The 23,812-nt window shown below is 64.7% G+C and carries 23 protein-coding genes; 6 read left to right on the top strand and 17 right to left on the bottom strand.

Annotation, left to right across the window (positions count from 1 at the left end):
- Positions 1–39: 39 nt before the first annotated feature.
- Entirely contained in the window at positions 40–1,806 is a 1,767-nt protein-coding gene (locus tag C8D78_RS18625; protein WP_244208500.1) for a RecQ family ATP-dependent DNA helicase, read from the bottom strand.
- Positions 1,807–2,069: 263 nt separating this feature from the next.
- Between C8D78_RS18625 and C8D78_RS18620 the strand changes: the two genes are divergently transcribed.
- A complete protein-coding gene (locus tag C8D78_RS18620; protein WP_120955350.1) occupies positions 2,070–2,405 on the top strand; it encodes a cupin domain-containing protein in 336 nt (111 codons plus the stop codon).
- A gap of 72 nt (positions 2,406–2,477) precedes the next feature.
- Entirely contained in the window at positions 2,478–3,848 is a 1,371-nt protein-coding gene (locus C8D78_RS18615) for a diacylglycerol/lipid kinase family protein (protein ID WP_120955349.1), read from the top strand.
- A 369-nt stretch (positions 3,849–4,217) separates the two neighbouring features.
- On the opposite strand, the gene C8D78_RS20020 is transcribed toward C8D78_RS18615, so the two are convergent.
- The gene (locus tag C8D78_RS20020; protein ID WP_120955348.1) at positions 4,218–4,955 is read right to left on the bottom strand and encodes a TM2 domain-containing protein; all 738 of its coding nucleotides are present in this window, start codon (positions 4,953–4,955) and stop codon (positions 4,218–4,220) included.
- Positions 4,956–5,210: 255 nt separating this feature from the next.
- Positions 5,211–5,498 carry a hypothetical protein gene (locus C8D78_RS18605; protein WP_120955347.1) on the bottom strand — a complete coding sequence of 96 codons (288 nt, stop codon included), beginning with the start codon at positions 5,496–5,498 and terminating at the stop codon, positions 5,211–5,213.
- 40 nt (positions 5,499–5,538) lie between these two features.
- On the opposite strand from C8D78_RS18605, the gene C8D78_RS18600 reads away from it, so the two are divergent.
- Positions 5,539–6,903: an MFS transporter gene (locus tag C8D78_RS18600; RefSeq protein ID WP_120955377.1), complete on the top strand. Its 1,365-nt coding sequence runs from the start codon at positions 5,539–5,541 to the stop codon at positions 6,901–6,903.
- A gap of 16 nt (positions 6,904–6,919) precedes the next feature.
- Here the strand turns inward: C8D78_RS18600 and C8D78_RS18595 are convergent, their stop codons facing one another.
- A complete protein-coding gene (locus tag C8D78_RS18595) occupies positions 6,920–7,645 on the bottom strand; it encodes a YoaK family protein (RefSeq protein WP_120955346.1) in 726 nt (241 codons plus the stop codon).
- On the opposite strand from C8D78_RS18595, the gene C8D78_RS20085 reads away from it, so the two are divergent.
- Both C8D78_RS20085 and C8D78_RS18590 read left to right on the top strand, forming a co-directional pair.
- A complete protein-coding gene (locus tag C8D78_RS20085) occupies positions 7,644–7,766 on the top strand; it encodes a hypothetical protein (RefSeq protein ID WP_279629537.1) in 123 nt (40 codons plus the stop codon). The two genes, C8D78_RS18595 and C8D78_RS20085, sit on opposite strands and share 2 nt — an antisense overlap.
- A 518-nt stretch (positions 7,767–8,284) precedes the next feature.
- Positions 8,285–8,704: an ester cyclase gene (locus tag C8D78_RS18590; RefSeq protein ID WP_120955345.1), complete on the top strand. Its 420-nt coding sequence runs from the start codon at positions 8,285–8,287 to the stop codon at positions 8,702–8,704.
- Between the two features lie 198 nt (positions 8,705–8,902).
- Here the strand turns inward: C8D78_RS18590 and C8D78_RS18585 are convergent, their stop codons facing one another.
- The 13 genes from C8D78_RS18585 to C8D78_RS18525 form a co-directional block, all read right to left on the bottom strand.
- A complete protein-coding gene (locus C8D78_RS18585) occupies positions 8,903–9,760 on the bottom strand; it encodes a PhzF family phenazine biosynthesis protein (RefSeq protein WP_120955344.1) in 858 nt (285 codons plus the stop codon).
- Positions 9,761–9,914: 154 nt separating this feature from the next.
- Complete coding sequence (locus C8D78_RS18580; protein ID WP_120955343.1) at positions 9,915–10,760, bottom strand: HAD family hydrolase; 846 nt, start codon at positions 10,758–10,760, stop codon at positions 9,915–9,917.
- Positions 10,757–13,387: a phosphoribosyltransferase domain-containing protein gene (locus C8D78_RS18575; protein ID WP_244208494.1), complete on the bottom strand. Its 2,631-nt coding sequence runs from the start codon at positions 13,385–13,387 to the stop codon at positions 10,757–10,759. Before C8D78_RS18575 ends, C8D78_RS18580 begins: the two co-directional genes overlap by 4 nt.
- On the bottom strand, positions 13,384–14,565 hold the full coding sequence (locus C8D78_RS18570) for an HpcH/HpaI aldolase/citrate lyase family protein (protein ID WP_120955341.1): 1,182 nt from the start codon (positions 14,563–14,565) through the stop codon (positions 13,384–13,386). Before C8D78_RS18570 ends, C8D78_RS18575 begins: the two co-directional genes overlap by 4 nt.
- A 34-nt stretch (positions 14,566–14,599) precedes the next feature.
- The gene (locus tag C8D78_RS18565) at positions 14,600–14,992 is read right to left on the bottom strand and encodes a hypothetical protein (RefSeq protein WP_208642009.1); all 393 of its coding nucleotides are present in this window, start codon (positions 14,990–14,992) and stop codon (positions 14,600–14,602) included.
- Between the two features lie 398 nt (positions 14,993–15,390).
- Entirely contained in the window at positions 15,391–15,933 is a 543-nt protein-coding gene (locus C8D78_RS18560) for a TerD family protein (protein ID WP_120955339.1), read from the bottom strand.
- Positions 15,934–15,941: 8 nt separating this feature from the next.
- Positions 15,942–16,463: a hypothetical protein gene (locus C8D78_RS18555; RefSeq protein WP_120955338.1), complete on the bottom strand. Its 522-nt coding sequence runs from the start codon at positions 16,461–16,463 to the stop codon at positions 15,942–15,944.
- A gap of 34 nt (positions 16,464–16,497) precedes the next feature.
- Entirely contained in the window at positions 16,498–17,694 is a 1,197-nt protein-coding gene (locus C8D78_RS18550; RefSeq protein ID WP_120955337.1) for a toxic anion resistance protein, read from the bottom strand.
- Between the two features lie 30 nt (positions 17,695–17,724).
- Complete coding sequence (locus C8D78_RS18545; protein WP_120955336.1) at positions 17,725–18,306, bottom strand: TerD family protein; 582 nt, start codon at positions 18,304–18,306, stop codon at positions 17,725–17,727.
- A gap of 68 nt (positions 18,307–18,374) precedes the next feature.
- A complete protein-coding gene (locus C8D78_RS18540; RefSeq protein WP_120955335.1) occupies positions 18,375–18,956 on the bottom strand; it encodes a TerD family protein in 582 nt (193 codons plus the stop codon).
- A gap of 59 nt (positions 18,957–19,015) precedes the next feature.
- On the bottom strand, positions 19,016–19,606 hold the full coding sequence (locus C8D78_RS18535) for a TerD family protein (RefSeq protein ID WP_120955334.1): 591 nt from the start codon (positions 19,604–19,606) through the stop codon (positions 19,016–19,018).
- A 56-nt stretch (positions 19,607–19,662) separates the two neighbouring features.
- Positions 19,663–20,769 (bottom strand): DUF475 domain-containing protein, encoded by a 1,107-nt coding sequence (locus tag C8D78_RS18530; RefSeq protein ID WP_120955333.1) that lies wholly within the window; start codon positions 20,767–20,769, stop codon positions 19,663–19,665.
- A 241-nt stretch (positions 20,770–21,010) separates the two neighbouring features.
- Positions 21,011–22,294 (bottom strand): GmrSD restriction endonuclease domain-containing protein, encoded by a 1,284-nt coding sequence (locus tag C8D78_RS18525; protein WP_120955332.1) that lies wholly within the window; start codon positions 22,292–22,294, stop codon positions 21,011–21,013.
- Positions 22,295–22,817: 523 nt separating this feature from the next.
- Between C8D78_RS18525 and C8D78_RS18520 the strand changes: the two genes are divergently transcribed.
- Positions 22,818–23,585, top strand: coding sequence for a VWA domain-containing protein (locus C8D78_RS18520; protein WP_120955331.1), 768 nt, complete (start codon positions 22,818–22,820; stop codon positions 23,583–23,585).
- Positions 23,586–23,812 lie beyond the last annotated feature (227 nt).

Raw genomic sequence — 23,812 nt, 5'->3', positions numbered from 1 at the left:
GTCGTCGTCGAGCCGGGCGGAATTCGGGAGCGCACGAGCTCAACAACGCACGAGCAGCCCGTGGCCCAGAACCGCCTTGCAGGACAGCGTCCGGTAGCCCTCGTGATCGAACAACACGGTGATGAGGTCGCCGTCGTGCCCCATCACCACGCCCGGGCCCCAGAGGGCATGCTCCACGCGGGACTCCAGCGGGAACGCCCCGGCATCGGCCGGGGGCGCAGCACCGCCGGCGGCAGCACCGCCGTCGTGCCCGCCGTTGTGCCCTTGCAGCAGCGCGGTCCCCGCCGAGCAGGTGTCGCAGTTCCCGCACGGTTCGGGCAGGTCCTCGCCGAAGTAGCCCAGCAGGAACTGGCGGCGGCAGCGGTGCGTCTCGGCGTAGCTGCGGATCATCGCGATGCGGGACTTGTCCACGCGCTCGCGGGCTGCGGCGAGGCCGACGGCGTGTTCCACCACGCGGGCGGGGTCCGCCGAGGGGTCGAGCGCCACCTCGAGCCGGGCGCCGTCATGGCATGCGGTGACGGCGCCGGTCTCCTGCAGCTGGTTCAGCAGGCCCGTGATCCGCCGGGTCGGGAAACCGGTCCGGACGGTCAGCGACTCGGGCTGCAGCGGCCCGCCCGCCTCACGCAGCGCGGTGAGGACCGCCAGCAGCGCCGTCTGGTCCGGGGTGTGGGTGGCGAAGTAGCGGCGCAGGCCGAGGTCCTCGGAGCGGTAGTGCAGAACGGCGACGGCGGGTTGCCCGTCCCGTCCGGCGCGGCCGATCTGCTGGTAGTAGCTGTCCAGGGATTCCGGGATGTCCGCGTGGAGCACAAACCGGACGTCGGGCTTGTCGATCCCCATGCCGAAGGCGGTGGTGGCAACCACCACGTCCAGCCGGCCGGCGAGGAACTTCTCGTGGACAAGCTCCCGCTCGGCAGGGGTGCGGCCGGCGTGATAGGCCTCGGCGCGCAGGCCGTTCCGGGCCAGCTTCGCGGCGTACTTCTCGGTGTCCTTCCGTTTGGCGGCGTACACCAGCCCGGGCCCGCGCCCCAGACTGATCAGATCTGAGGCCGGTCCTGGGGCCGGTCCGGTTACTTGTCTGGTGGCCCGTCCGGTGACCAACTCGGTGACCTGGCTGACGACCGCGCGGCGCTTCTCCTTGTCCTCATGGTGGCGGAGCACCTCCAGGCGGATGTTGGGCCGGTCGAAGCCATGGACCAGGACCAGCGGCTTCGCCATGCCGAGGCGGGCCAGGATCTCCTCGCGCACCGGGGGAGAAGCGGTGGCCGTCAGCGCCGCGGTGGTCGGGTTGCCCAGGCGCTCGCGGACCTCGCCGAGCCGGAGGTAGTCGGGCCGGAAATCGTGGCCCCAGGAGGAGACGCAGTGCGCCTCATCCACCACGAACAGGGCTATGTTCAGGGCCGCGATCCGTTCCACCGTGCTGGTCTTGGCCAGCTGTTCCGGGGCGAGGAAAAGGAAGGCCGCCTCGCCGTTTTCCACCGCCCGCCACGCGTCCTCCTGCTCGGCGGCGCTGTGCGAGGAATTGACCGCGACGGCGCCCCCCGGCCCGTCGGCCTGCCGCAGCCCCTCCAGCTGGTCCTCCTGCAGGGAGATCAGCGGGGAGACGACGACGGTGGGCCGCTGCTGCCGGCGGTGCAGCAGGAGGGCGGGGACCTGGTAGATGGCCGACTTCCCGTAACCGGTGGGCATGACGGCGAGGACGTCGCGGCCGGCGGCGAGGGCGCGCATCCCGGCCAGCTGGCCTTCGCGGAGGTGCGGCAGGCCAAAGGTGACGTCCGCGAGGAGGCGGAGGCCGGCGTCGTCGTTCACGGAAAGCTGGGGCGCCGGAGACCGGAGGGAAGGGGCGCCCGGCGGCGGAGCATCCGCGTTGGCTGCGACAGCTTCGGTCATGATGGCAGCTCCGTTGGGACAGATTCAGAGGGAGGCGGGCGGCCCTGCTGCGAGCCGGTGATTTCAGGGTAGGACCGCCCGACGCGTTAGGAAACCTGCGGGGCGTTGACGGCGTGCCTGGTCCAGCCTGAACGGGGCAAAGGACCCTCGGCAGGGAACGTGTTTCTGAGTAGGGTGACCCCATGCAAAAGATATCGCTCGATGCCCTTGCCCGGCAGCAGATAGCGGCTGCGGTGGCGGCACCCAGCGGACGTGCGGCGGACACTGCCTTTGGCGGACATGAGAAGACCCTCCGGCAAACCGTGATGGCTTTCAGGGCGGGGACGCAGCTCAGCGAGCATCAGAATCCCGGGGAGGCCACGGTGTTTGTGCTCCGCGGCTGTGTTCGCCTGCGCGCCGGAGACGAGTCTTGGCAGGGGAAGACCGGGGACCTGCTGATCGTGCCGGACGGGCTGCACAGCCTGGAAGCGGAAGAGGACTCGGCGATCTTGATGACCGTGGCGAAAATCAAGACCTGACGGCACAGCCGCAGGCGGGCAGACCGGTCGGGGCGGTCGACCCCGAGGCCGGACTATCGCAAGGAGCAGGATATGACTGTCACCCCTTTCGAAGATGTCCCACAGACCCGGCGGTGGTGGGCGAGGGGCGCTTACGTTGCGGTGGTCCTCGCCGCGGCCGTCCTCCTTGGGGCCGCGGGTCTCGCAGGAACTATTGTTCTGCTCCTGACGGCTGCCGGCGGCCTCGTGGTGACCGTGGCCGGGATCTACTGGTTCCTCATCAGCCGCGGTGTACTGCGCTGGTGTGCGCTGGGATTGGCGGTGCTCGCCCCTCTGGTGATCCTGGTCCTTCACATCCAGGCGGGCCTGGTGTTGGAGGTCACGATCGCGATCGCGCTGGTGGTCGTGGCGGTGGCCTGTGCCCGCGCCGCCCTCCGGGAGCAGCGGGAGGGTTCGTCCATGGCCGAGTACCCCGCACCCACCTGGAAGCATGCCTTCCTGGTCATGAATCCACGGTCCGGCGGAGGCAAGGTGGTGAAATTCGACCTTCAGCGGAAGGCGGAGGAGCTCGGCGCCGAGGTGGCACTCTTGGAGGGTCCGGGACCGGTGGACGTCGATGCGTTGGCCCGGCAGGCCGTGGCGCGCGGGGCCGACCTGCTCGGCGTCGCCGGCGGCGACGGAACCCAGGCGCTGGTGGCCGGCATCGCAGCCGAACACAACCTGCCGTTCCTGGTCATCAGTGCCGGCACCCGCAACCACTTTGCCCTGGATCTCGGGCTGGACAGGGAGGACCCGACGGGTTGCCTGGACGCTCTCCGGGACGGGGTGGAGCTTCACGTGGACCTCGGGAAGATCAACGGCCGCACCTTCGTCAACAACTCATCGTTCGGCGTGTACGCAGAGGTGGTCCAGAGTCCGGCGTACCGGGATGACAAGACCGGGACCGTGCTGGAGATGCTTCCGGATCTCATCAAGGGCGACAAGGGCGCGCGGCTGCGCGCCCAAATGGACGGCGAGACGGTGGACGGCCCGCAGGCGGTGCTGGTCAGCAACGGTCCGTACGGCAGCAACGATCTCGCGGGCCTGGGCCGCCGAACCAGGCTGGACCGCGGCGTGCTCGGCGCCGTCACTATCTCCGCGGAAAGCACCCGTGAAGCCGTGGGCCTGCTGCGCCGGGCGACCAAGCACGGTTTGATCCAGCGCACCGCCTCAGAGGTGGTGGTCGGCGCCGACGTGCCCGAGATCCCCGTCGGCGTGGACGGTGAGGCTCTGCTGATGGCCACGCCGGTGCGGTGCACCATCGAACCCCGTGCCCTGCGGGTGCTGGTTCCGCGGAACCGGCCGGGCGTCCCCCCGGCCCAGCCCTCCCTGGACCTGGTCCGGCTCCGTGAGCTGGCCTGGGGGCGCCGGCACGCCGCGGTGTCCGCGCCGGCCGCGCCGTCGGCGTCGTCCGCCGGTGATTGATCGCGTTGCGAGGCGCCTGACCGCCCGGGAGCCCTAATCCACTTATCGCTGCCCGCCACACGTCACTCCCGGCAGTTTTTGGGGCCCCGGCCCTGAGGTATTCCCTGGTATTCCGGGAGAGCCCGGCTGACGCAGGGCCCAAAGTCTGTCCTGCGTGACGCTCCAACCGGCCAGGTGCCGCGGGGGATGGCAGCTAGTTGTGTCGGGCCCATAGCTGCAGCCACACGAGCAGGCGGGTGCCGGCGTCGTCGAGGTCCAGGCCGAGGAGCGGCGCCACCCTGGACAAGCGGTACTCGCTACAATGCTTGCCGCGGCCGCGGCTCCGACGCGGACCAATTTCGTGGGCCGTCCGCGTCGGAGCCCGGTGGACTACTTTTTCACGTGGACGACTACGGCCTTATCAGTCGACTGTTCCACGCCGGGGTTGTCGATACCCGTTACGGTCCAGTTACTGAGCAGGAGAACGGTCTTCCCTGTGTCCGAGTTGTATATGACCTTCTTGAAGCCCAGAGCCTTCAGATCATCGTCCAAGGCTTCGGCGTTGGTCCCCGCGACGGCTGCCGGAATGACAGCCGCCAGGGGCGCGGCCGAAGCTGCTGGTGCGGCTGCCACAGGGGCGGCGGGGGTAGTAGTCGAAGCGGCCGGATAAGTCACCGGAGCAGTGGCAGGGGTTAACGCCGGAGCGGGTCGGGTTGAGTTAAAGATGAAGCCGAGCACCATTACGACCGCAGTGACGATGAGGGCGACCTTTTTGTGCTGGTCGTAACCCGCAAGTTTGTATCCTTGTTTGTCTGTCTGCTTGTTGGTGAGGATGAGAATTAGGTCCACAAGAGCCCAGATTCCGAAGCCACCAAATGTGACGAGCTTGAGGATGCCGGTACCGTTCTTGCCTAGGTAGAAGCGGTCGACACCGAAGACGCCGAGGAGCAGGGACAGAAGCCAAGCTGTCAAAAACGACTTGCCGCCGACGGCATACTGCTGGCTGGACTGAGTCTTCCGAAATGCCTCGGGGACATCCTGATAACCCGCAGGAGTTCCCGGGTAGGGTACAGGCGCCGGCGGGTACGATGCTGGGGGACCTGCGGGAGGGGGTGTTGGCTGGCTCATTGAGACCCTTTTCTTGGGCAGCCCTGTGGCGGGCAGCCGAGGCTAAGTGCGAGGTGCGGTTCGAGTTGTATTGGCTGGCATTTTGGCCAGTTCGGGGCGCGACATTTGCGCTGGGAGCAGTCGGGACCGCTGCGGACTAAGCCCGTTTTGAACGTTATTCATGCCCATTTCCCCCAACGCAATGTGCGGCGTCGCTGCCCATTCAGAGAATACACAGAAGATTGCCGTGCAATCGAGTTTGACGCCGTTATCGCCCTACGCTGTCGCGAAGAACGAAACCTTCATCGGAAGCTCGAAACGACGGTCATTGAACACGATGCCGCCGGTGTCTAGAAATTCCAGAATGATCGTTGAACCGGAAAACTTGGGATAAGCACCGTTCACCCGAAGAGTCGGCGATTCAGCATCGAGCAGCAACGTGCAGAACAGGTCAAATTCAGAGCGCGAAGATATGCCTGGCAATTCTCGCGACATGATCGCCCACGGGTCATGTTTGGCTGAACGCCCGCAGTTGAAGCAGTCGGCGTCGAACTCGCCCGTCATGGAGTTCCGGTCAGCGGCGGCCTTGGGACAGACTGTTGCCGTGAGCAACTCTTCCCGGACGGGACTAGCCGTCGCCGGACTTAGTCTAGGCACGTCGCTGAACCCGCTGAATTCCTCGATGATCGCCGTCGCCCTGGTGGTGCTGCGCGAGGACTTCGGGCTCGACGTCGCCACGGTCACCTGGGTGATCACCGCGTTCTACCTCACCTCCGCGGCGGGCCAGCCGCTCATGGGCCGGCTGGCGGACCGGTTCGGCCCGCGGCGGCTGTTCCTGCTGGGCATGACCCTGGTGGCCGCGACCTGTGTGCTCGCTCCGTTCGCGCCGAACTTCGCGCTGCTCTGCGTGGCGCGGGCGTTCATGGCGCTCGGGACGGCGACGGCGTACCCGAGCGCCGTCGTCATGGTCGCGGCGCTGGCGAGGCAGGCAAATGTGAAATCCACGCGGCCGCTGGGCCGGATCCAGATGGCGAACACGTCGGCGGCCGCCGTCGGCCCCGTGGTGGGCGGGCTGCTGGTGAGCCTGGTGGGGTGGCAGGCTTTGTTCCTGATCAACGTCCCGCTCTCGCTGGTGGCGATCTTCGTGGTCCGGCGCTTTGCCCCCGCGGACGCCGCCCGGGAACGCGGCCGGGTCTCGGAGCTGGTCCGCGACTCGGACCTGCCCGGCATCGGGGCCTTCATCGGCGCCCTGGTGCTGGTGATGATGGCGCTCCTGAACGTGCTCCCGGCCTACCGGTGGTGGCTGCTCGGGGGAGGGCTGCTCCTCGCGGTGCTGTTCGCGTGGCGCGAGCTGCGGTTCAGGCCGCCGTTCCTGGACCTGCGGCTGCTGGGCCGCAACCGGCCGTTGCTGCTGGTCTATCTGGGCTTTGCGCTGTTCAACGGCGTCTACTACTTCGCGTTCTTCGGCCTGCCGCAGCTGCTGCAGACCGCCGGCGGCTACGATCCCGGCGTCGTCGGTATCCTCATGCTGCCGCTCGCCGCGATCTCGGTGGTCGGGACGCCGTTCGCGGTCCGCGCGATCGACAGGTTCGGCGTGCGGCGGGTGCTGATCGCCGGCGTCGTGCTGCTCATCGTGGCGTCGGGGGCGATGTGGCTGCTGACGGCGTCCCTGGCTGTCCCGTTGGTGCTCGCCCTGACCGCGCTGCTGGGCGTGCCGTATTGCGTGGTCGCGATTTCCTCAAGCCAGGGCATGTACGTGTCCACCCGGCCGGAGGAGCGCGGGGTGGCCGCCGGGATCTTTCAGACCTGCCGCTACCTGGGCGCGATCACGGCGACCGTGCTGATCGGCATCTTCTACGGCAGCGGCGTCAACCAAGCGAACTGGGGACTGATGGTGTTCGTGATGCTGGGGCTGGGCGCGTTGGTGCTTGTGGTGTCGCTGGCGTGGCGGGAGCGGGTGAAAGTCTAGGACCGCCGGGTGCCTATCAGCGAGACTCCGCCGGTACGGCTGGTTCGGCTGCGGGCGCCTGCGCCCGCAGCCGGGCGGTGCCGCCGGCGAGGGCCACGCTCACGGTGAGCACCGCGGTGAGCAGGACGCCGTAGCCCGGATGCAGATGCAGCAGGGCTGCGCCGACGGTGGCGCCGGCCAGGATGAGGACGACGGCGCTGAAGCGGCGGCCCGCATGGGCGCCCTTGCCGCCGCCGAGGCGGGAATCGGCCGCCAGCCCGGTCAGCGTCGAGGTGACCACTACGGTGGTGACGTCCTTGACGCTGAGGTGGCGGGCCGTGGCGGCCTGGATTCCCATCGCGACCGCCAGCGCGCCGGTAATCGCCAGGGTGACGGGATCGCCGCCGTGCGGGGCATGGACAAACAGGACGGCGGCCACCGCCGTCATGGTCACCCCGACGGCGGCCAGCAGGGCCGTGGTCCGCCGGCTCCAGCCTGCCGGTTCGGGCCGCAGGGTGCGTCCGGCGATCACGGCGCCGAGCATGAAACAGCCCAGGGCAATCGAGGGCCCCACCACGGGCAAGTTGTTCCCGCCGATCAAGGCCATGCCCAGGATGACGACGTTGCCGGTCATGTTGCCGGTGAAGACCCGGTCGAGGCCCAGATAACCCACGGCGTCGATGACTCCGGTGGAGAACGTCAGGATCAGCATGAGGATCAGGTGCAGCCGGGCCGGTTCGGCGGACTTCAATCTTTTACGCATGGGTCATCTTTCGCTGCTGGAGTTGGTCGCTGATCTGGCGGGCCACGCGGAGGAGACCGGCGTCGCGGTGTACCGGACCCACAATACTCACGTCGCAGGGGAGTCCGGCTCGGGTGGATAACGGTATGTTGTTGGCCGGGAGGCCGGAAATCCCCGCGTGCTGGTCAGTTGCCTGGTGGAGCGACGCACGGCTTTGATGGCTTCACCGTCCGGGGCGGCTTCGCTGGTCAGTGGTGCCACGGACGCCGCCGAGGGGACCATTCATGCGCCGGATTCGTTGCGTGGGTACTGCCCCGGCGGCGGCTGCGCGCGGCCCGAGCAATGACATCTTGACACGCCGGAAGGGCCGGAATAAGTTCTGCCTTAACGAGGCGTTTCGCCCGTTCCTCACTCGTTTTTTCACAGTATTGTTTGGCGCCCAACACGGGCCGCTGAAGCCTGGCCGCGGAGCCAGCAAGGGAGAGTCCCTCCCGTTAACCGCCAGAAAGTATGGCGATAAAACGTGGCATCCGGCGGCGACCCGCGCTGCGGTCCGGGGCGTTGCCCGGAAGGCCGACCTGATGGAGTGGGTCTGCGCGCGGCCGGTTCAAGACGCCGGGGGGATCCAAAATTCGGTCTCTCGCCTACAAGGAGTCGGAAATGTCTGAAGGTGTTGGATTGCTTGAGAGGTTTTACAGGGACGTCATTGAGAGTGGAAATCTCGCCCTCATTGATGAGCTGGCCGCGGACAGCTTTGTAGATCACGAAGAGGCCCTGCCCGGGCAGCCGACCGGCAAGGACGGCGTCAAGTACTTTGTGACCACGATGCGGTCGGCTTTCCCGGACATCAAAGTCAAGGAGATCATGCCCAAGGTGGCCGCCGGAAACCTGGAGGCGTGCCATGTTGTTCTTACGGGTACGCATCGCGGGGACCTGGCCGGTATGCCGGCAACGGGCAAGAGCGTCGAGTTCGACTGCACTGACATCATCCGTGTCGAGGGAGGCAAGGTGGCCGAGCACTGGGGTACCACGGACAACCTGAGCCTCATGCGGCAGATTGGCGCCGTGGCGGTTGGCTGAACCTGTCGACGAACAACAGGGCCGACGCCCCGCAAAAAGTGGCTGTCCACGTTCCGTACCGGGAAGCGCGGACAGCCTTTCGGCGTCGACTGCGTCGAGGGCATCGTTGTGTCAGGCGCTGTGCCGGCCACACATCCTCGAGTCGGACCGTCACGCTGGATCGACGGAAGAGCTCGCCCTACGACCGGTTCGTACGATTCAGCTGATCTCGACGGCTCCACCGCTCACGATAATCCCGCCGGACGAAGGAATGTCGACGGTGAGCACGCTCGGTCGGCCGACGTGGCTGCCTTGGTGCACGATCACGCGGCTGGGCGGCTCCACGAGTGAGAGCAAGCGGAGGTATCCGCCGAAGGATGCGGCGGCCGACCCGGTCGCCGGATCTTCGGTGATGGTGCCCACCGGGAAGAGGTTGCGCGCGTCGAACTCGCCCGGGCCCATCTCGTAGAGCGTGGTGACGGTGCCGGCCCAGTTCTGGGCATCCATCAGCGTGCGCATGGAATCCGGGTCGAAAACGAACGAGTCGAAGGTCTTTCGTTTTGCGAAGACGAGAATGGGGTGCCAGTTCCCGGCAAAAGCGATCATCGGAGGGTACGCGGGGTTCAGATCGTCCAGGCTTACGCCGAGCAACCCGAGCAAGGTGGTCAGAACGCCGTCGGGGAACTCGGCCACTCGCGGTTCTATGCTCGTAAAGCTTGCCGTCACCTCTGCGCCCTGGGCTGTGGTCTCGATGGCGACTGGCCCCACCGGCGTGTCGAAGACAAAGGTGCCCGCCCCATCGCGTCCTGACAGTGCGACGGCCAAAGCAATCGTGGCATGGCCGCAAAACGGCACCTCGGCGATGGGGGAGAAGTACCGGACACGGTTTCGGCGGGAGTCGCCGTCCACCGCGGCTTCGGTGACAAAGACCGTTTCCGCGTAGCCGACGTCGGCCGCGATGGCCTGCATCCGGGCGTCGTCGAGCCGGGTTGCGTCCAGGACTACTCCGGCTGGATTTCCCCCGTCGGGGGTGGTGGTGAAGGCGGCATAACGCAGTATTTCCGACGTCGGTTCCATTCCGACATCGTCGCACAGCGGCCCGGATGGCGGAGAACGCCGTGCGCGCCCTGCTTGGACTCACCTCTCGACGTCGTCCAGTTGCCCTTCAGAAGGAAGCGGCTGGGAGTGCCGAAAGCGCGGATCGGCCAACCGGCCTCTGTCTGGCGACAAACTAGGGGAGTGGAACCAAGGTTTCCGCGAGGACGCGGCTGACGAAACGCAGGATCTCCTCGCCAGCCAGAATTCCTGAAGCCGAAGTGACCGCCAGGTTCGGCAGGGTGAACGCGTCGCTGTCGAGTTCGCCGTGCGCTGGACGGATCGCGATGTCCGCCAGCTCGAGGATGCCCGCATCCAACCGGGAGTCGCCGGCGGCTAGAAGAAGACCTGATCCGCTCCGCCGCCGGACCTCGTTCACAGCGGCTTCCTTGGTGATCGGCGCCGGCACGCAGTAAAGCTTCCGGCCCTGCAACGAGGTCGTCCAGCCGCGCGCCTCACACCAGGCGTCGAGCTCGTCCAGATACCCGTCGGGCAGCGCCTGCCGGTCAACGATCGAATACACAAAGTATTCTTCGGCGGTCCGGACCCGCAAGACGGCGGGGACCGCCGCCGCGCCCCTGAGATGGCCCAACACGTCGTCCAAGGGCGCACAGCCGGACCCCACAGACCGCTGGATATGCCGCGACCAGTCACTGTCCGGCTCGCCGTTGTGCAGCAGCACTGCGCCGTTGGTCGTCACGGCGTACCCGCGGCCGGAACCTGGCAGCCGCACGCGGGAAAACTGCGCCTGTGTGCGGGTGGTGACGGGCACGAAGACGCTCCGCTCGACGATCCCCTCCAGCAGCTCCTCCGCTGTCCGGGTCATAAAGGACAGCGGCGCTCCGTCATACACCTCGGCGACCACCATCCGGGGCGCCAGGTTGTCGCCTGCAATGAGCGCCATTGAGTTCGCCGAATAAATCAGCGTGCGATCCAAGTCGCTGGCCACCATGACCGGCTCGGCGCGTGAGTGAACGCTCATACGTCCACCACGGCCTTGCCATCGGCGCCGGTCGCTCCCGGCGTGTGCAACGGGTGGATCAGTCCGACGCAGCTGTAGGCCAGGCCAGGGACCTCCAGCACCTCTACGCCGCGTTGATCGGCCAGATGCAACACATGTGCGAGTTCCGGGACGGCCTCGGGGCGCACCAGCACCTTCCAAGGCACGCGCCGCAGGAGGACCCTGGTGGTTTCGCCGACACCTGGCTTGACCAGGTTTACGTTGTTGATGCCGAAGCTGCGGCTGATGTCCTCGACGGCGGACCATCCGGACCAGTCTGCTTCAGGGAGCCGTGCGATGTCGGACGGGGCGTCGGCCGTTGAGTGCAGGACGTCCTCCCGCACGCTGGCGAACTGGGCCGTCACGGCCGCCAGGAAGTCGCGGGAGACGTCGCTGCCGGACAGCTCCGAGTAGAACTTGGCCCCGTGGAAATCGCCTGGGCCGATCAGCGCCTTGTTGAAAACGGTGCGGGAGACGAGACCGGAGACGGTCGAGTTCAGGCAGGCTGAGGGAACCAGATAGTCGTCCCGCGTGCCGAAGATCCGGACGCTATGCCCCGGGTCGGCGAGAACTGCAAGGTCGGGACGGAACGCAGGCCCGTCGGTCTGTCGGAAGAGTTCGACGGCGGCGGCGAGTTCGCGGGCGATGGCTCCCTTTCCGGTCCAGCCGTCGACAAACATGATGTCGTCGGGGCTGTGCTGTGACGCGAGATAGCCGAGGGCGGTCTGGTCGATGCCGAGGCCGCGGACAATGCTGATGGCGTAGTGCTGCAGTTTCAGTCCGTGGACTTCCCAGGCCCAACGCTTCATTAGGATCCCGACGGGAGTTCCGGCGCGGGCAAGGGAAACCAACACTGGTGCGTTGCCGCGCAGCTTCAGGACCTGCTCGGTCAGCGTTCCTACGGCGTGCGCAATCCGGACCGCAGTGCTCTCCAGAGCGGACTGGAACAATGCGCCGTACTCGGGCGAAGGTTCGAATTCCTGCGGCAGCGATTCGGCGTAACTGGCCTTGCCGGATTGGATGGCGGCCTCACGCTCTTCCCTCGGCGCCTCCAGCTGGGCAGAACTCAGGTCCTTCAGCAGCCATTGAACGTCTTCCGGCTGATAGGAACCAAAGGCGGGGCCTAGCAGCGGCGTCGGGAACGGTTGCTGGACCGGCAACATTACTAACCGGACATCGTCGGCACTGCCGGAAACGGCCTCGGCGATCTTACCGGGGCCCAAGAGCCCGGACTCCGCGGTGCCGGGTTCCGCCATGATCAGCACGGTATCGAAGCGCCCTACTGGGTGCGTGAAGTTGTAGGCAAACCGCGGCCCCGGTCCGTCCGGGGCGTCGTCGTCGCTGCCAAAGGCAATCGCCGAACGGATCGCGTAGTCCGGTTCGTCCAGCGCGGCGATCGGTGAGCGGGTGCTGGTGGAATAGCGGATGTCAGTGTCAGGGCGCAGGTCTTGCAGCCGGGCGGCGACCGCCAGTGGCAGTGCCATGAATTCCTCCGTGGCGAGGACCAGCACTCGGGCACCCGCCCTGCCGCTGCTGCCAAGGGCATCGGCCAGGGCGCCCGCGATGTGCGCCGCCTGGTTCGGATCGGGACGCCCGGCAACGCCAAAGCGAGCGCTGCGGATTGGTGGAACGATGCCGCGCAGGTCCAGCAGTTGGATCTGGCCCGGCGCGGGGACCGGTGCGCGCGAGAGCGGGATGCTGCTGATCAGTTCCGCCGCGTCCGCCGCGAGCGTTTGCGGCAGTTGGATGCGTCCCTGCGCCAGCGCCACGGAGCTGATTCTGGAGTCGAGCTCGCGCGCCAGTTCCTCAAGGCGGTCCCGGTCTGCCGGGGAGCGCAAGTCCACTAGGGAGGCGACGACGTAATGGCGGTGCGGTGCGGTGCGGTGCAATTCGCGGATGGTGTTGATAATCGTGGAGCCTGTGCTCAGCTCGTCATCCACCAGGACTACGGTCTTGGCCAGGTTCAGGGCAGCACGGCTGGTCGGCAGCAACTGGTGGGAGGTTGCGTGCGAATGCATTTCCTCGAACGCGCCGTAGGGTTCCACCCCGCTGCTGCTCTGCCGTGTCGAGTGGATGTAATACGTCCCTAGTTGCCCGGCCACCAGGTGGCCCAACCCGGTGGCGGTTTCTGCGTAACCGATGGTTACGACGCCGGGAAGTTCTGTTTGCCATCGGGCGAGCAATTCGCCCAGGCCCGCCAAATCGGCAATTCTGCGGCGTCGGCCGTCCTCGTCCGGGGCCGTTCCGCCGTTCGGGGTCATGTCCCGGTCCAGCAGACTCGCCAGCCTGCCTGCGCCCTCGGCAATGACGGCAGTCAGCGATCCGGCGGCGGCGTCCGGACCGGCGGCCGCGGGGAGTTCGAGTTCCCTGCGGACCAAGAGCCCCAGAAGCTGCCCCGCGGAGGTCGCGATCCCGGGTTCGGTGGGGACGTGCTTGGCGAGCACCTGGGAGACAAGCAGGTGGGCCCTTTTAGGATTGCGCCGCAGGGCCAGCCCGACAAGTGCCTTAACCGGCAGCACGCTGGGGCCGGGTTCCGAGGCGACGTCGACGCCGAGGGCATCGCGTACGTAACCGCCGCTCCAGCGGGCATCCGTTGAGAGTTGCTTCACCGCATGCTCGCTTCCAGTAGTTCGACAAAATTGACGCCGGGCCTTGCGACCCCGAAGGCCCTGGCACGCAACAAGGTGCGCTCCGCCCATGCCCGGTGTGGTTTGAACTCATTCATCTTGTTCCCATAGGACGACGCCTTCACGCCTCCGCCCGCGCTCCCGGCTATGTCCAGGGCATCGAGGTATTCCTCGTGGCTTACGACGCACATGGCGTGCACCACGGGCACATGGCTGGGATGGATAACCGTCTTGCCCAGCAGGCCGTTGGCGAGGTCCAGCTCGATCTCGCGAATCAGGCCGTCCAGATTGTCCAGCAGGATGCGCTGCCGGAGCTTGCCCTCGTTGACGGCCTCGAACGGGGTGGACCGCAGCTGCGGCCGCAGGATCCGTTCCGTGTTGACGAAGTGTTCCCAGACGGGCCCTGAGATGATCCAGCCGTCATGCGGGCGGCCGAAGATGTTCACGACGTCGCCAATGATGTTGGCGACCACCTTGACGTTGTAGATGGTCAGATCGCGAGAACGCCGCAGGCCAAAGGCACTGGACATATCTGTGGCACCGATCCGGACGCACAGCACCAGTTCACGGAACTCTTCGACCAGGGCCAGATTGTCCGTCAGAACCCGTACGCGTGACTCCAGATGGGTTGTCGAAAGGTCCTCGATGATCGGCATCGCCCTCAGAGCCTGGTCCTGTGAGCCCCCGGTGCGGCCGGCTTCCTTGTTCAACAACTCCAGTGCCTCAAGGAAGGCACGCCCGCGCCCCGTCTCGTTCTCGAACTTGGGCAGAACGAAGCCGTAGACGACTCCGAGGGCCGCGCCTGCCCTGCGTCCGACGTCGAGAAGCTGTTCGGGCGTACGGCACCGGATGAAGATCAGGGGGAGCTCGCCCGGATCGTCCTGGGACAGTTCATCCAGTGCAACGAGCAGGTTCTCCTCTGCGGCGGGCACTTCCTCGTCGGGAACGGCATCTTCAAGGCAGACGACGATGCTAAGACACCCTGCCCCGGCTTGTTTCCGGATTCCGTGTGCCAGCGAGCCTCTCGTGGCCGGCGAGTACAGGGTGGCACCCAGTGCGACGGCGAGCAGGCCGGGGTCCGACGTGCGGTGAAGGTATTCGGGGCGCAGGTGGAAAAGCCGATCCTTGACGGAATCGGCCAAGGCTTTGAAGTGCTGCATCGTCCCCTAGTTGTTACAGTAGTGCGCTGCCGGATCAGCGCCGCAGGACCCGTTGGTCCAGTGGAATAGTCATATTGAAACCGAAAATTGCCCAGATGGCAGCGTCGGAGGCGTCCGCCGCGACGAATTCGGCGCGAAGCTCCAAGAGAGCACCGACCCGCGCGACATACAGGACGCTTCGCAAACCGGCATCGTTTCGGGCGGCCACCGCGGCGGCCGCGCCGTCGAAGACTCCGACGGTCAGCGGGGTCTCGCCTGCGACGAAAAGAACCCGGCGCAGGAGCCGAACGTGGCGCAGGGACACGATTCCGGCCGCGTCCTGCACTCCGGCCAGCGGCCGGTTTCCGGGAGTGACGACGGCGGTGCCGGCTTTGTGCCCGTCCACGTGGTGGGCACCCGCGGTGAGCTGCTGGTCTTCCCATGCCACGGAGCGAACCCCGGTCACTAGGAGCGAGCCAATCGCGGACTGCCGGGCGTTTAGGCGCACCACGGGGTTGGCTTCCCCCAACTCGCGGACGCTGCCAAAATCCGGGGCCGGGAAGAACCTCTCCGACGGGGACGGAACGGGCCCGGGCCCCGGCCCTGGAGTCACTGAGGCTTTCGCGGACGGCGTAGGCGCCGGGCGGCCATCGAGCGTGAGTCCGCCGGAACGCGCCCGGTTTGCGCCCAGCGTCAGTCCGCTGGGCGAAGGCCGGCTGGTGCCGAGCTCAGGGGACGTTGCTGTAGTTTGCGCAGCGGGTCGAGGCTCAGGCTGCGCCGCGGCCTTCCGGCGCCGGCTGAGATATCCGATGTCGGTACGGAGCGAGGTTCGGTCTAGCGCCATGCTCAGAGCCTCAATTTGAAGTCGGCGGCAACGGCTGCGAGCCCGGCTTCATATCCTTGGCCGAGGGCACGGAATTTCCAGCCCCCGGCGTGCCTGTAGAGCTCCCCGAGAATCATGGCGTTGATCTTGTCGAGGTTCCCCCGCGGCACTGTGAAACGAAGCAGCTCCCGGTTTTGGTCGGTGGCGACCCGCAGGTAGGCGTTCTTGACCGCCCCGAAGGTACCCGGTCCCCGCACCTCCGGATCCACGTAGAGCAGCACGGCGATCTTGTGGACCGACTCGGGCACCCGGGTGAGGTCGACGTCGATCTGTTCCTGGTCTTCCGCTCCCGCGAAGGAAATGCTGCCATCGGGGCTGGCGATCTGGTTGAAGAAAATCAGATGGTCATCCGAAATGGCGCGGCCGTCCGTCCCGCACATGATCACCATCGGAACCAGCTCTGCCTGCGGGCCGCGGCTAGGGACCATGTCCCAGCCGATTCCCAGCAGCACCTTGTCCAGTCCGGGGTTCTCAGCAGTGAGGGCGGCATTGCTGCCCGCAACCATAGATGCCACTAGCGTCCTTCCAGATGTAGACCATCAATATCAAACTTGTCCCTGAGGAACTGGCCATGGACAGCCAGTTCCGTAATGGCACCGGTACGGACCTGGTTGTCCAGGTTCTGAACGGTGGCGTAGAGCGTGGCGAGCTGTTCCAACAACACAGCGGTGTCGGGGGATTCGTCCCGCCGGGACCCAGCGGCCAGCATTAGGTATGCCCGCAGCGGGGACGGAAGGTAGTCGGTGATGACGGCGTTCAGCAGCACGCGCTGCTCCGTCGATGCACCCGACGGGCCGATGTAGCCAATGAGGGCCCGCAGGATGTCGGCCAACTGCAGGAGTTGGGACACCACGATAGTGGGCAGTTGCGCGCCATTGCCTAGTGCCGTCCGCCGCAGCTCTTCGAGAGCGGCCCCGGTGACTGCCAGTTCGTCCGCAGCCGGATCCGCGACACCTGGAAGTTCGGCCCCCGCAACGGCGGCGGAGCGGGGTGCCGCTCCGCCGCCGAATAGCGAACCTAAGAAATTTGCGACCATAGCCCGTAAGCCTATTGCTCAGGGCTGACGGCCACTAATTCCCCTCCTGCTGCCGCACCCTGTCAAGGTAGGGGCGGGCCCGCTCCAGCCCGGTTTCGAGGGCATGCACGGTGCCTTCCATGCTCTTGTTGGCCTGGGAACGGAAGGTGTCGATGGCGTCCATGGTCTGGAAGACGTTGTCGAATGCTTTCTGCAATGTTTCCACGCTGACACCGGAGCTCGCTGCCTGCTGGTGGATCCGCGCGGTCTGATCCTTTAGCATTTCGCTTGTCTTGAGGATCATGTTGTTCGTCGTTGTGTTGATGGCGTCGATCTGGTCCAGCACCATCTTCTGGTTCGCCAGGGCCTGGGCCACAATGACGGCGGTCCGCAGCGCGGAGATCGTCGTCGTGCGGGCCCGTTCCACGCCCTTGATCAGTTCAGTGTTGTTCTTGCGGATCATGTCGATGGCCAGATAGCCCTGGACCGAGACGGCCAGCTGGGTCAGGATGTCCTGGTGGCGCTGGCGGATCGGATACAGCACGTCAGAGTCGAGCTTGCCTGCCTCTTCGATCTGGCCCTGCATCTTCATGTCGTCGATCCTGCTGGCAGTGGCCGTGTCCAGGGCCTTGGCAAAAACTGCGTATTCACTCAGTCCCTGCATGGTCTCCCAAAGCTGGGTCTTTTCCTGTGCCAGCGAGGCGTTGTCCTTCAGCAGGGCGTCCTGGCCTGCCATCAGGGACTTGATGATCTTATCGAGCTGGGTCTGGGCACTCTCGTACCTCTGGAAGTACTTGGCCAGCTTGTTGCCGCCGGGAATAATTCCGAGGATCTTCCGGCCGACGCCCAAGTCAGCGTTGCTCGGCGTCAGGTCTTCAACTGTGGAACGAAGCTCACCGAGCGTTGAGGCGACCTGCACCTGGGCGCTGCTGCCGGACTTCTTCGCGCCGGCCAGCGACGTGGAAGACCGCTCCAGCAGGCGGCTTGAGGTGTTGGCGGATGCCACGAGCTGCTGGCCGCCAAGCCGGTTGATGCCATCGATCTTGCTGGAGTACTCGGGGCTGAACGGGCTCATGGCCGACACTTCGGTGATGAAGGCACGCGCCTGTGCATTGATTTCCTGCTGACGTTCCGCCGGAACGGGGACCATTCCCGGGGCGTCGTCTTCCTTGACGATGCCCGGAGCCTCCGGGGCATTCAGGACGAGGGGGTTCGAGGCCGACGTTTCAGGCGGGGTGAGTTGCATGCTCATTGTTAAGTCTCTCTTTCTGTGGTCTCGGACTTAGCCGAGCTGAACGCCGAAGTCCGCGGCAATACCAGTGAGGCCTGTGGCGTATCCCTGTCCGACGGCCTTGAACTTCCACTCGCCGTTGTGCCGGTAGAGCTCTGAGAAGATCATGCAGGTCTCGGGCGCGGCATCCTCGCTCAGATCGTAGCGAACCACCTCTGCGTCGCTCTCCTGGTTGACGACCCGGCAGTAGGCGGAGCGCACCTGGCCAAAATTCTGTCGGCGGGTGTCCGCCTGGTCGATCGATACCACGAACACGATTCGCTCAACATCTGAGCCCACGGCCGAGAGGTCGACGGCGACCACTTCGTCGTCGCCGTCGCCCTCGCCGGATCGGTTGTCGCCCTTGTGGATCACCGAGCCGTCTGCTGCCGACGGCTGGTTGTAGAAGATGAAGTCCGCCGAGCTCCGGACTTTGCCGTCGGCCCCGAGCAGGAGCGCTGATGCGTCCAGATCAAAGGCATCGCCTGTCGTAGTGCGGGGATCCCAGCCCAGCCCGACGAGAACCTTGTTCAGCCCCGGATCGGTCTTGGTGAGCGAGAGGTTACTGCCTTTGGTAAGAGTCAGGCCTGCCATGGTTGTTCTCCTTGTTCAATCTGGTGAAAGCGGGGTGAAGTGGCCCGGCGTTGCCGGGCCACCGACTTCTAGTCCAGCGCGATGCCGAAGTCTGTCGCCACGCCGCGGAGGCCTGAGGCGTATCCCTGGCCCACGGCACGGAACTTCCACTCGCCGCCGTTTCGATAGATCTCGGCAAAGATCATGCAGGTTTCCGCTGCAGCGTCTTCCGTGAGGTCGTATCGGACAACTTCGTTGTCCGTTTCCTGATTGACGACCCGGCAGAACGCGTCTCGGACCTGGCCGAAGTTCTGGCGGCGTGCTTCTGCCTGGTCAATGGAGACGACGATGACGATCTTCTCGATGTCTGCCGCAACGGAGCCAAGGTCAATGAGGATCTGCTCGTCGTCGCCCTCACCCTCGCCGGTGCGGTTGTCGCCCTGGTGGACGATCGAACCGTCGGCCGAGGACAACTGGTTGTAAAAGATGAAGTCATCATTGGAGCGGACCTTGCCGTCAGCACGGACCAGGAGAGCCGAGGCATCGAGGTCGAACTGTTCGCCAGCGGTGGTCCGCGGATCCCACCCCAGGCCGATCATGGCCTTGCGAAGTCCCGGGTCGGCTTTGGTCAGTGACAGGTTGCTGCCCTTGCTCAGAGTCAGGCTAGACAAGAGGTACTCCTTCAGTTTGGTGTGTAAATTCGATAGAGCTAATGAGCGCTCGTTTGATCCTAGAGGGCAGATGCCGCGGCGCCGCGGACGTCGCCGGGCGTACGCCCGTTGGCCGGCGCGCCGATTGCCTGGAAGGTCCAGGAGTTTCCGTTCCGGGAAAGCTTGGACATGATCATGGCCGTGTAGGGGCCCGATTCCGTGAGGTCGTAGCGAGCAACTTCGGGGCTACCTGCCACCGAATCGTCGATGACGCGGCAGAAGGCGTTCTGGACCATGTCGAAGGTCTGCTGGGTGTAACTGGTGATGACAAACACGATGTGCGTGACGGCCGCCGATACGGTCGGCAGGTTCACCATGAGGGTCTCGTCGTCGCCTTCGCCTTCGCCCGTCAAGTTGTCACCCGTGTGACGAATGGATCCGTCCTTGCTGGTGAGCTGGTTGAAGAAGACCGTGTCGAGGTGCTGGCCGCGAGAGTCAAACAGGATGGCCGATGCATCCAGGTCGATTTCAACCGTTTTGGTTCCGCCGAAGAAACCCTTCTTGGCGGGAACCGCGGAGTCCCAGCCGAGACCGAGACGGACATTCGTCAGGGATTCACCGTTCTGCTTTGTCAGCGACAGTGACTGGCCCTTCTGCAAACTCAAACCCATGTGATGACTCGCTTTTCGTCGTAGTAGTTGTTGTTGCTTTGGTATTAACCGCGGGGCTAGCTTTTAGCGGGCTCGAGCGCTTCTTCCTGCTCAGCGGTGCGGGCCCTGTTGTTGCGTCGGACCGAGCCAAGAAAGGCCGCACCGATGAAGACAACCCCGACGAGGCCTGTGACGATCTCATTGACCGGAACCACGATTGTGATCAGCAGGATGACGGCCAGGGCACCGATGGCCCAGTGTGCGCCGTGGTCCAGGTACTCGAATTCGTCAAGCGTGCCCTGCCGGACCAGGAATACGGTCAGGGAGCGGACGAACATGGCTCCGATGAAGCCCAGTCCAAGCGCGATGATGATGGGATCGGACGTGATGGCGAAGGCTCCGATAACGCCGTCGAACGAGAAGGATGCGTCGATGACTTCCAAGTAGAGGAAGAGCATGAGGGCGGCCTTGCCGGCAAGTTGAGCCGCACCGGAGGGACCGGAATGAACCACGAGGTCCGCATCGGCGGCATCGACGTCGCCGTCCTCATCGACGTCGAACAGGTTTCCGAGGCCGTTCACGAGGAAGTACGTGATCATGCCCAACAGGCCCGCGAGCAGCACAATGCCTTGTTGCTCGCCCGCTACAGCCCCGGCGATTGCCAGCGCCGCCATCCCGATGATCAAGGATGCGCCTTCCAGTTTGCCCAACCGGGCGAGCGGGATCTCGAGGAACTTGATCCACTTGATATCACGGTGGGCCAGGATGAAGTCCAGAAACAGCATCAGAAGGAACATTCCGCCGAAAGCCGCAATCTGCGGGTGAGCTTCGTGCAGCAGGTAGCCGTAGCTGCCCGGGGTGTGAGGGTCGCCCTTTTCCATGGCGAGGCCGACGGCTTCGACAGGATTCAGGCCTGCCGTGATTCCCACGATGAGCAAGGGGAAGAGGATGCGCATACCGAACACGGCGATAATAACGCCCACGCTCAGGAACATCTTCTGCCAGAAGGGGTTCATCCGCTCGAGGATTCGCGCGTTGATCACGGCGTTATCGAAACTCAGGCTGATTTCAAGAATGCCCAAGATAAGGCAGAGGATCAGTGCCTGGGGTCCGCCGTAAAGAAAAGCGACCACCAACGCGATGAGGGTGACCGCGAACGACCAACCGAATGTCTTGAGGAACAAGCTGGAACAACTCCTGGAGCGACGGGTCCTGTCCAGTCAACGACGGCAGGACGGCGAGAAACATCCCGGAAGTTATCCCCCAAGACTTCGTGCCCACATCATATGTGCCGGGTGCGACGTTTTGTCCTGCGACGCCCCCAAGTTTTCTTGATTGTGATCGTGCTCTTCCCGCAGTGGCCCTGGTCCAACTGCGAGGGCGACTTCATCGCACAGCAGCCGGACCAGGAGCGGGTGATAGTTGTTACTCGCAGGCGATGCCGTCGCCGTCACGGTCGAGCTTGCTGCTGTAACCGGGCTGGCCTGCATAGATCGGGGCGGCCCCTGCTTGTCTTACTGCGGTGCAGTTGGCGTAATACACTGACGCGGGTGCCGGTGCTGGCGGTACATACGGTGCCGGGGCGGGCGCGACGTAAACCGGCGCGGGAACGTGCGGAGCGGGTGCCTTTGGTGCGGGAGCAACCACACCCACCTTTGCCGAGGGGCCAGGCGCGGTCGAAGTCTTGGCGGCCTTCACCACGGCCACTTCCTTCTCACTGGTCGGAACCAACTCGCCTGCGCAGTCTGCCAGTACGCGGGCCATCGCGTCGTGCTCGGCCTGCGTCACCCACAGCTCGTAAGTCGCCTTGACGGAAATCTGTCGTGCAACGTATTTGCACTGGAAACTCTCGTTCGGCGGCAGCCACGCAGCAGCGTCGCTTTCCCCCTTCTGGACGTCGGTCGGTCCATCCGTGGACTGCAGGTTCAGAGGATCGTTGGCGAACGCCATGCGCTGAGCCTCCGTCAACTGCTGGGCCCCCTTTAGCCACGCATCACCGAGGGCGACAACATGGTCAATCTGTACGGCACTGCTCGTGCTGGGGCCGCGCTGGAACTGGATAGTCGTTGCTGTGTAGGGGTCGGCCAGAGTCCCGCTGTCTACCTTGCACGTCGAGCCGCTAGTGAAAACTACGTCGGTCAGGTCTCGCTTGAGAATGTCGTTCCGAGTGTCGCATCCGTTCCTGTCGACGTCGGCCCAGGCTTGGCCGAACTCGGCGAGGTCATCGGACACTGGCGTCGCCGCGGATTCCTTGACGGGCAGCGCTGCGAGAAGGTCGAGTGCCTTCGTAGCGAAGGCTGGTTGGCTCTTCGGGGCTTTGTAGCTGACGCCCTGGGCAAGTTTCGTAACACTGTCAGGATCCATTGGTCCCCCCGTGTCCGTCGGCGATGGCGTCGCGGAAGGGGTGGGCGAGGAGGTCTGTGACGAAGCGGCGGAAGCGGTGGCGGCTTCTTCTGCTGCTCGTTTTTCATTCGCCGAAGCTGCCTCGGCAGCAATGCTTTCAGCCGACCGGGGCGGGAGGGCTATCGCGCCGACCACGAAAATCACCAGGGAGGCCGCAAGGACGACGCCGCCAACTTTTCGGCTGCTGGGCAGTCGCGCCCAGGAACGGCGCCCCGTGATCACTACGTAGAGGCCGGTCAGCGCGGCAAATATGGCAAGGAATATGAGTGCCCCGCCGAGCCCGCCGCTGCTGGCGCCCAAAGCCATGGCCCCTAGAACAAGTGCTCCGACCACGAATGTTGAAACTTTCGGCTTCCGTAAAGACTTGGGCTCATAGTACGAATCCTGCTTGCCCAGGCGTGATTGGAACCTATTCAATTTGTCATCCCCATGTTTTCGGCCCCAAAGCTTCGCTACTGGTGCCCGACCTTTGACGCTGTAGTGCGCCACATGGAGTATATGGCCATTGCGGTGAGGTCACGATTACTGAAAGTCAGGACAAAAGATTCTTTTTGGCCACGCCGTGCCAGAGACTGACTCATGCGCTGCAAGTCCCGATGCTGACATGATGCATAAAAGCATGATCTTCAAGTCGAACGCAGCACTACGTGGATAGTCTTGCGCTAGCTTGTGGAAAGGCAGCTCCAAGAGGGCTCGCGAATTCGTGAGGTTGGAAGGTCGGATAGAGGCACACAGTTCACAAGGCGCCCGTCACGACTCGGCGAAAACTGCGAAAGACAGCCCATATGCAGCCGTATTGTGGGCAATACTCATCGAAAAGGACTCAAACATGGCACTTTCCCTCGACAAGATCAGCGAGCAGGCCCCGGGCCTTCTCTCACTGGCTAAAACCGCGTCGCAAGCCGTCGATCTCTCCGGGCTGAACGGGCAGAAGGCAAAAGTCGCCGTCGCCTTGGACTATTCAGGCTCTATGAACCGGGTCTACAGCTCCGGGGCTATGCAACGCTTGGTTGAAAAGGCTCTTGCCCTGGCAACCCAGTTCGATGATGACGGAGCTATCGATTTCTTCATCTTCGACTCAAAAGCGGCGTACTTGGGCGAGATCAGCATCGATGACTTTGCTGGCTCCGTCGGCCGCCTCACGAAGGGACGGAATATGGGCAGCACAAACTACGCCGACGCATTCCTGACCATTCGAGACCACTTCGGGTTCGCCCAGTCCGCGCCGCCCAAGACAGGATTCTTCGGACTGCGCAAGGCCCAACCCGTGACCACACCAGCACAGTCCACGCCTGCAGACCTTCCTGTGTACGTACTGTTCTTGACTGACGGAGCCCCGGACAACGAGTCCAAGGCCGTCCGCGCTTTGACTGAGGTGTCGACGGCACCCATTTTCTGGAAATTTCTCTCCATCGGCAGCCAATCGATGGCATTTCTTGAGAAGTTGGACACGCTGACGGAACGTTTTGTGGACAACGCCAACTACGAGCCGATCGGCGATGTGGACGCGATCAGCGATGCCGTTTTGTTCAACAAGATGCTAACGGAGTTCCCCGACTGGCTCAAGGAAGCCCGCAACAAGGACCTCATCCAGTAGTAGCTCCATCGTAGGCACGCTAGATTTCAACCACCGAGATTGCAGATCGCGGCTAGTCCAACGGAAATGAGCCATGCGCGGCGTGCTTTGCGCAGGTATCAACTACCAAAGCTTCCAGCGGTGACGCGAAAAGGGCCGTCCACGTATCCAGAGATAACGTGGACGGCCCCTCCGCATGGCAGATCTCTCAGCCGTGCGGCAACTCTCAGCCCCTTCGCACGCAGGCG

Origin of the sequence: Arthrobacter oryzae (genome assembly GCF_003634095.1) — a bacterium.
GTDB lineage: Bacteria > Actinomycetota > Actinomycetes > Actinomycetales > Micrococcaceae > Arthrobacter > Arthrobacter oryzae.
Note: the sequence above shows the minus strand (reverse complement) of the source record. Positions and strands in the feature narration are given on the sequence as shown.

Excerpts from the sequence above, each read along its gene's own strand:
- C8D78_RS18580 (WP_120955343.1), bottom strand. The coding sequence starts at position 10,760 with ATGAGCGTTCACTCACGCGCCGAGCCGGTCATGGTGGCCAGCGACTTG.
- C8D78_RS18570 (WP_120955341.1), bottom strand. The coding sequence starts at position 14,565 with ATGCAGCACTTCAAAGCCTTGGCCGATTCCGTCAAGGATCGGCTTTTC.
- C8D78_RS18620 (WP_120955350.1), top strand. The coding sequence starts at position 2,070 with ATGCAAAAGATATCGCTCGATGCCCTTGCCCGGCAGCAGATAGCGGCT.
- C8D78_RS18585 (WP_120955344.1), bottom strand. The coding sequence starts at position 9,760 with ATGGAACCGACGTCGGAAATACTGCGTTATGCCGCCTTCACCACCACC.
- C8D78_RS18520 (WP_120955331.1), top strand. The coding sequence starts at position 22,818 with ATGGCACTTTCCCTCGACAAGATCAGCGAGCAGGCCCCGGGCCTTCTC.
- C8D78_RS18555 (WP_120955338.1), bottom strand. The coding sequence starts at position 16,463 with ATGGTCGCAAATTTCTTAGGTTCGCTATTCGGCGGCGGAGCGGCACCC.
- C8D78_RS18615 (WP_120955349.1), top strand. The coding sequence starts at position 2,478 with ATGACTGTCACCCCTTTCGAAGATGTCCCACAGACCCGGCGGTGGTGG.
- C8D78_RS18560 (WP_120955339.1), bottom strand. The coding sequence starts at position 15,933 with ATGGTTGCGGGCAGCAATGCCGCCCTCACTGCTGAGAACCCCGGACTG.
- C8D78_RS20020 (WP_120955348.1), bottom strand. The coding sequence starts at position 4,955 with ATGAGCCAGCCAACACCCCCTCCCGCAGGTCCCCCAGCATCGTACCCG.
- C8D78_RS18595 (WP_120955346.1), bottom strand. The coding sequence starts at position 7,645 with ATGCGTAAAAGATTGAAGTCCGCCGAACCGGCCCGGCTGCACCTGATC.
- C8D78_RS18605 (WP_120955347.1), bottom strand. The coding sequence starts at position 5,498 with ATGACGGGCGAGTTCGACGCCGACTGCTTCAACTGCGGGCGTTCAGCC.
- C8D78_RS18525 (WP_120955332.1), bottom strand. The coding sequence starts at position 22,294 with ATGGCTTTGGGCGCCAGCAGCGGCGGGCTCGGCGGGGCACTCATATTC.
- C8D78_RS18545 (WP_120955336.1), bottom strand. The coding sequence starts at position 18,306 with ATGGCAGGCCTGACTCTTACCAAAGGCAGTAACCTCTCGCTCACCAAG.
- C8D78_RS18535 (WP_120955334.1), bottom strand. The coding sequence starts at position 19,606 with ATGGGTTTGAGTTTGCAGAAGGGCCAGTCACTGTCGCTGACAAAGCAG.
- C8D78_RS18550 (WP_120955337.1), bottom strand. The coding sequence starts at position 17,694 with ATGAGCATGCAACTCACCCCGCCTGAAACGTCGGCCTCGAACCCCCTC.
- C8D78_RS18590 (WP_120955345.1), top strand. The coding sequence starts at position 8,285 with ATGTCTGAAGGTGTTGGATTGCTTGAGAGGTTTTACAGGGACGTCATT.
- C8D78_RS20085 (WP_279629537.1), top strand. The coding sequence starts at position 7,644 with ATGGGTCATCTTTCGCTGCTGGAGTTGGTCGCTGATCTGGCGGGCCAC.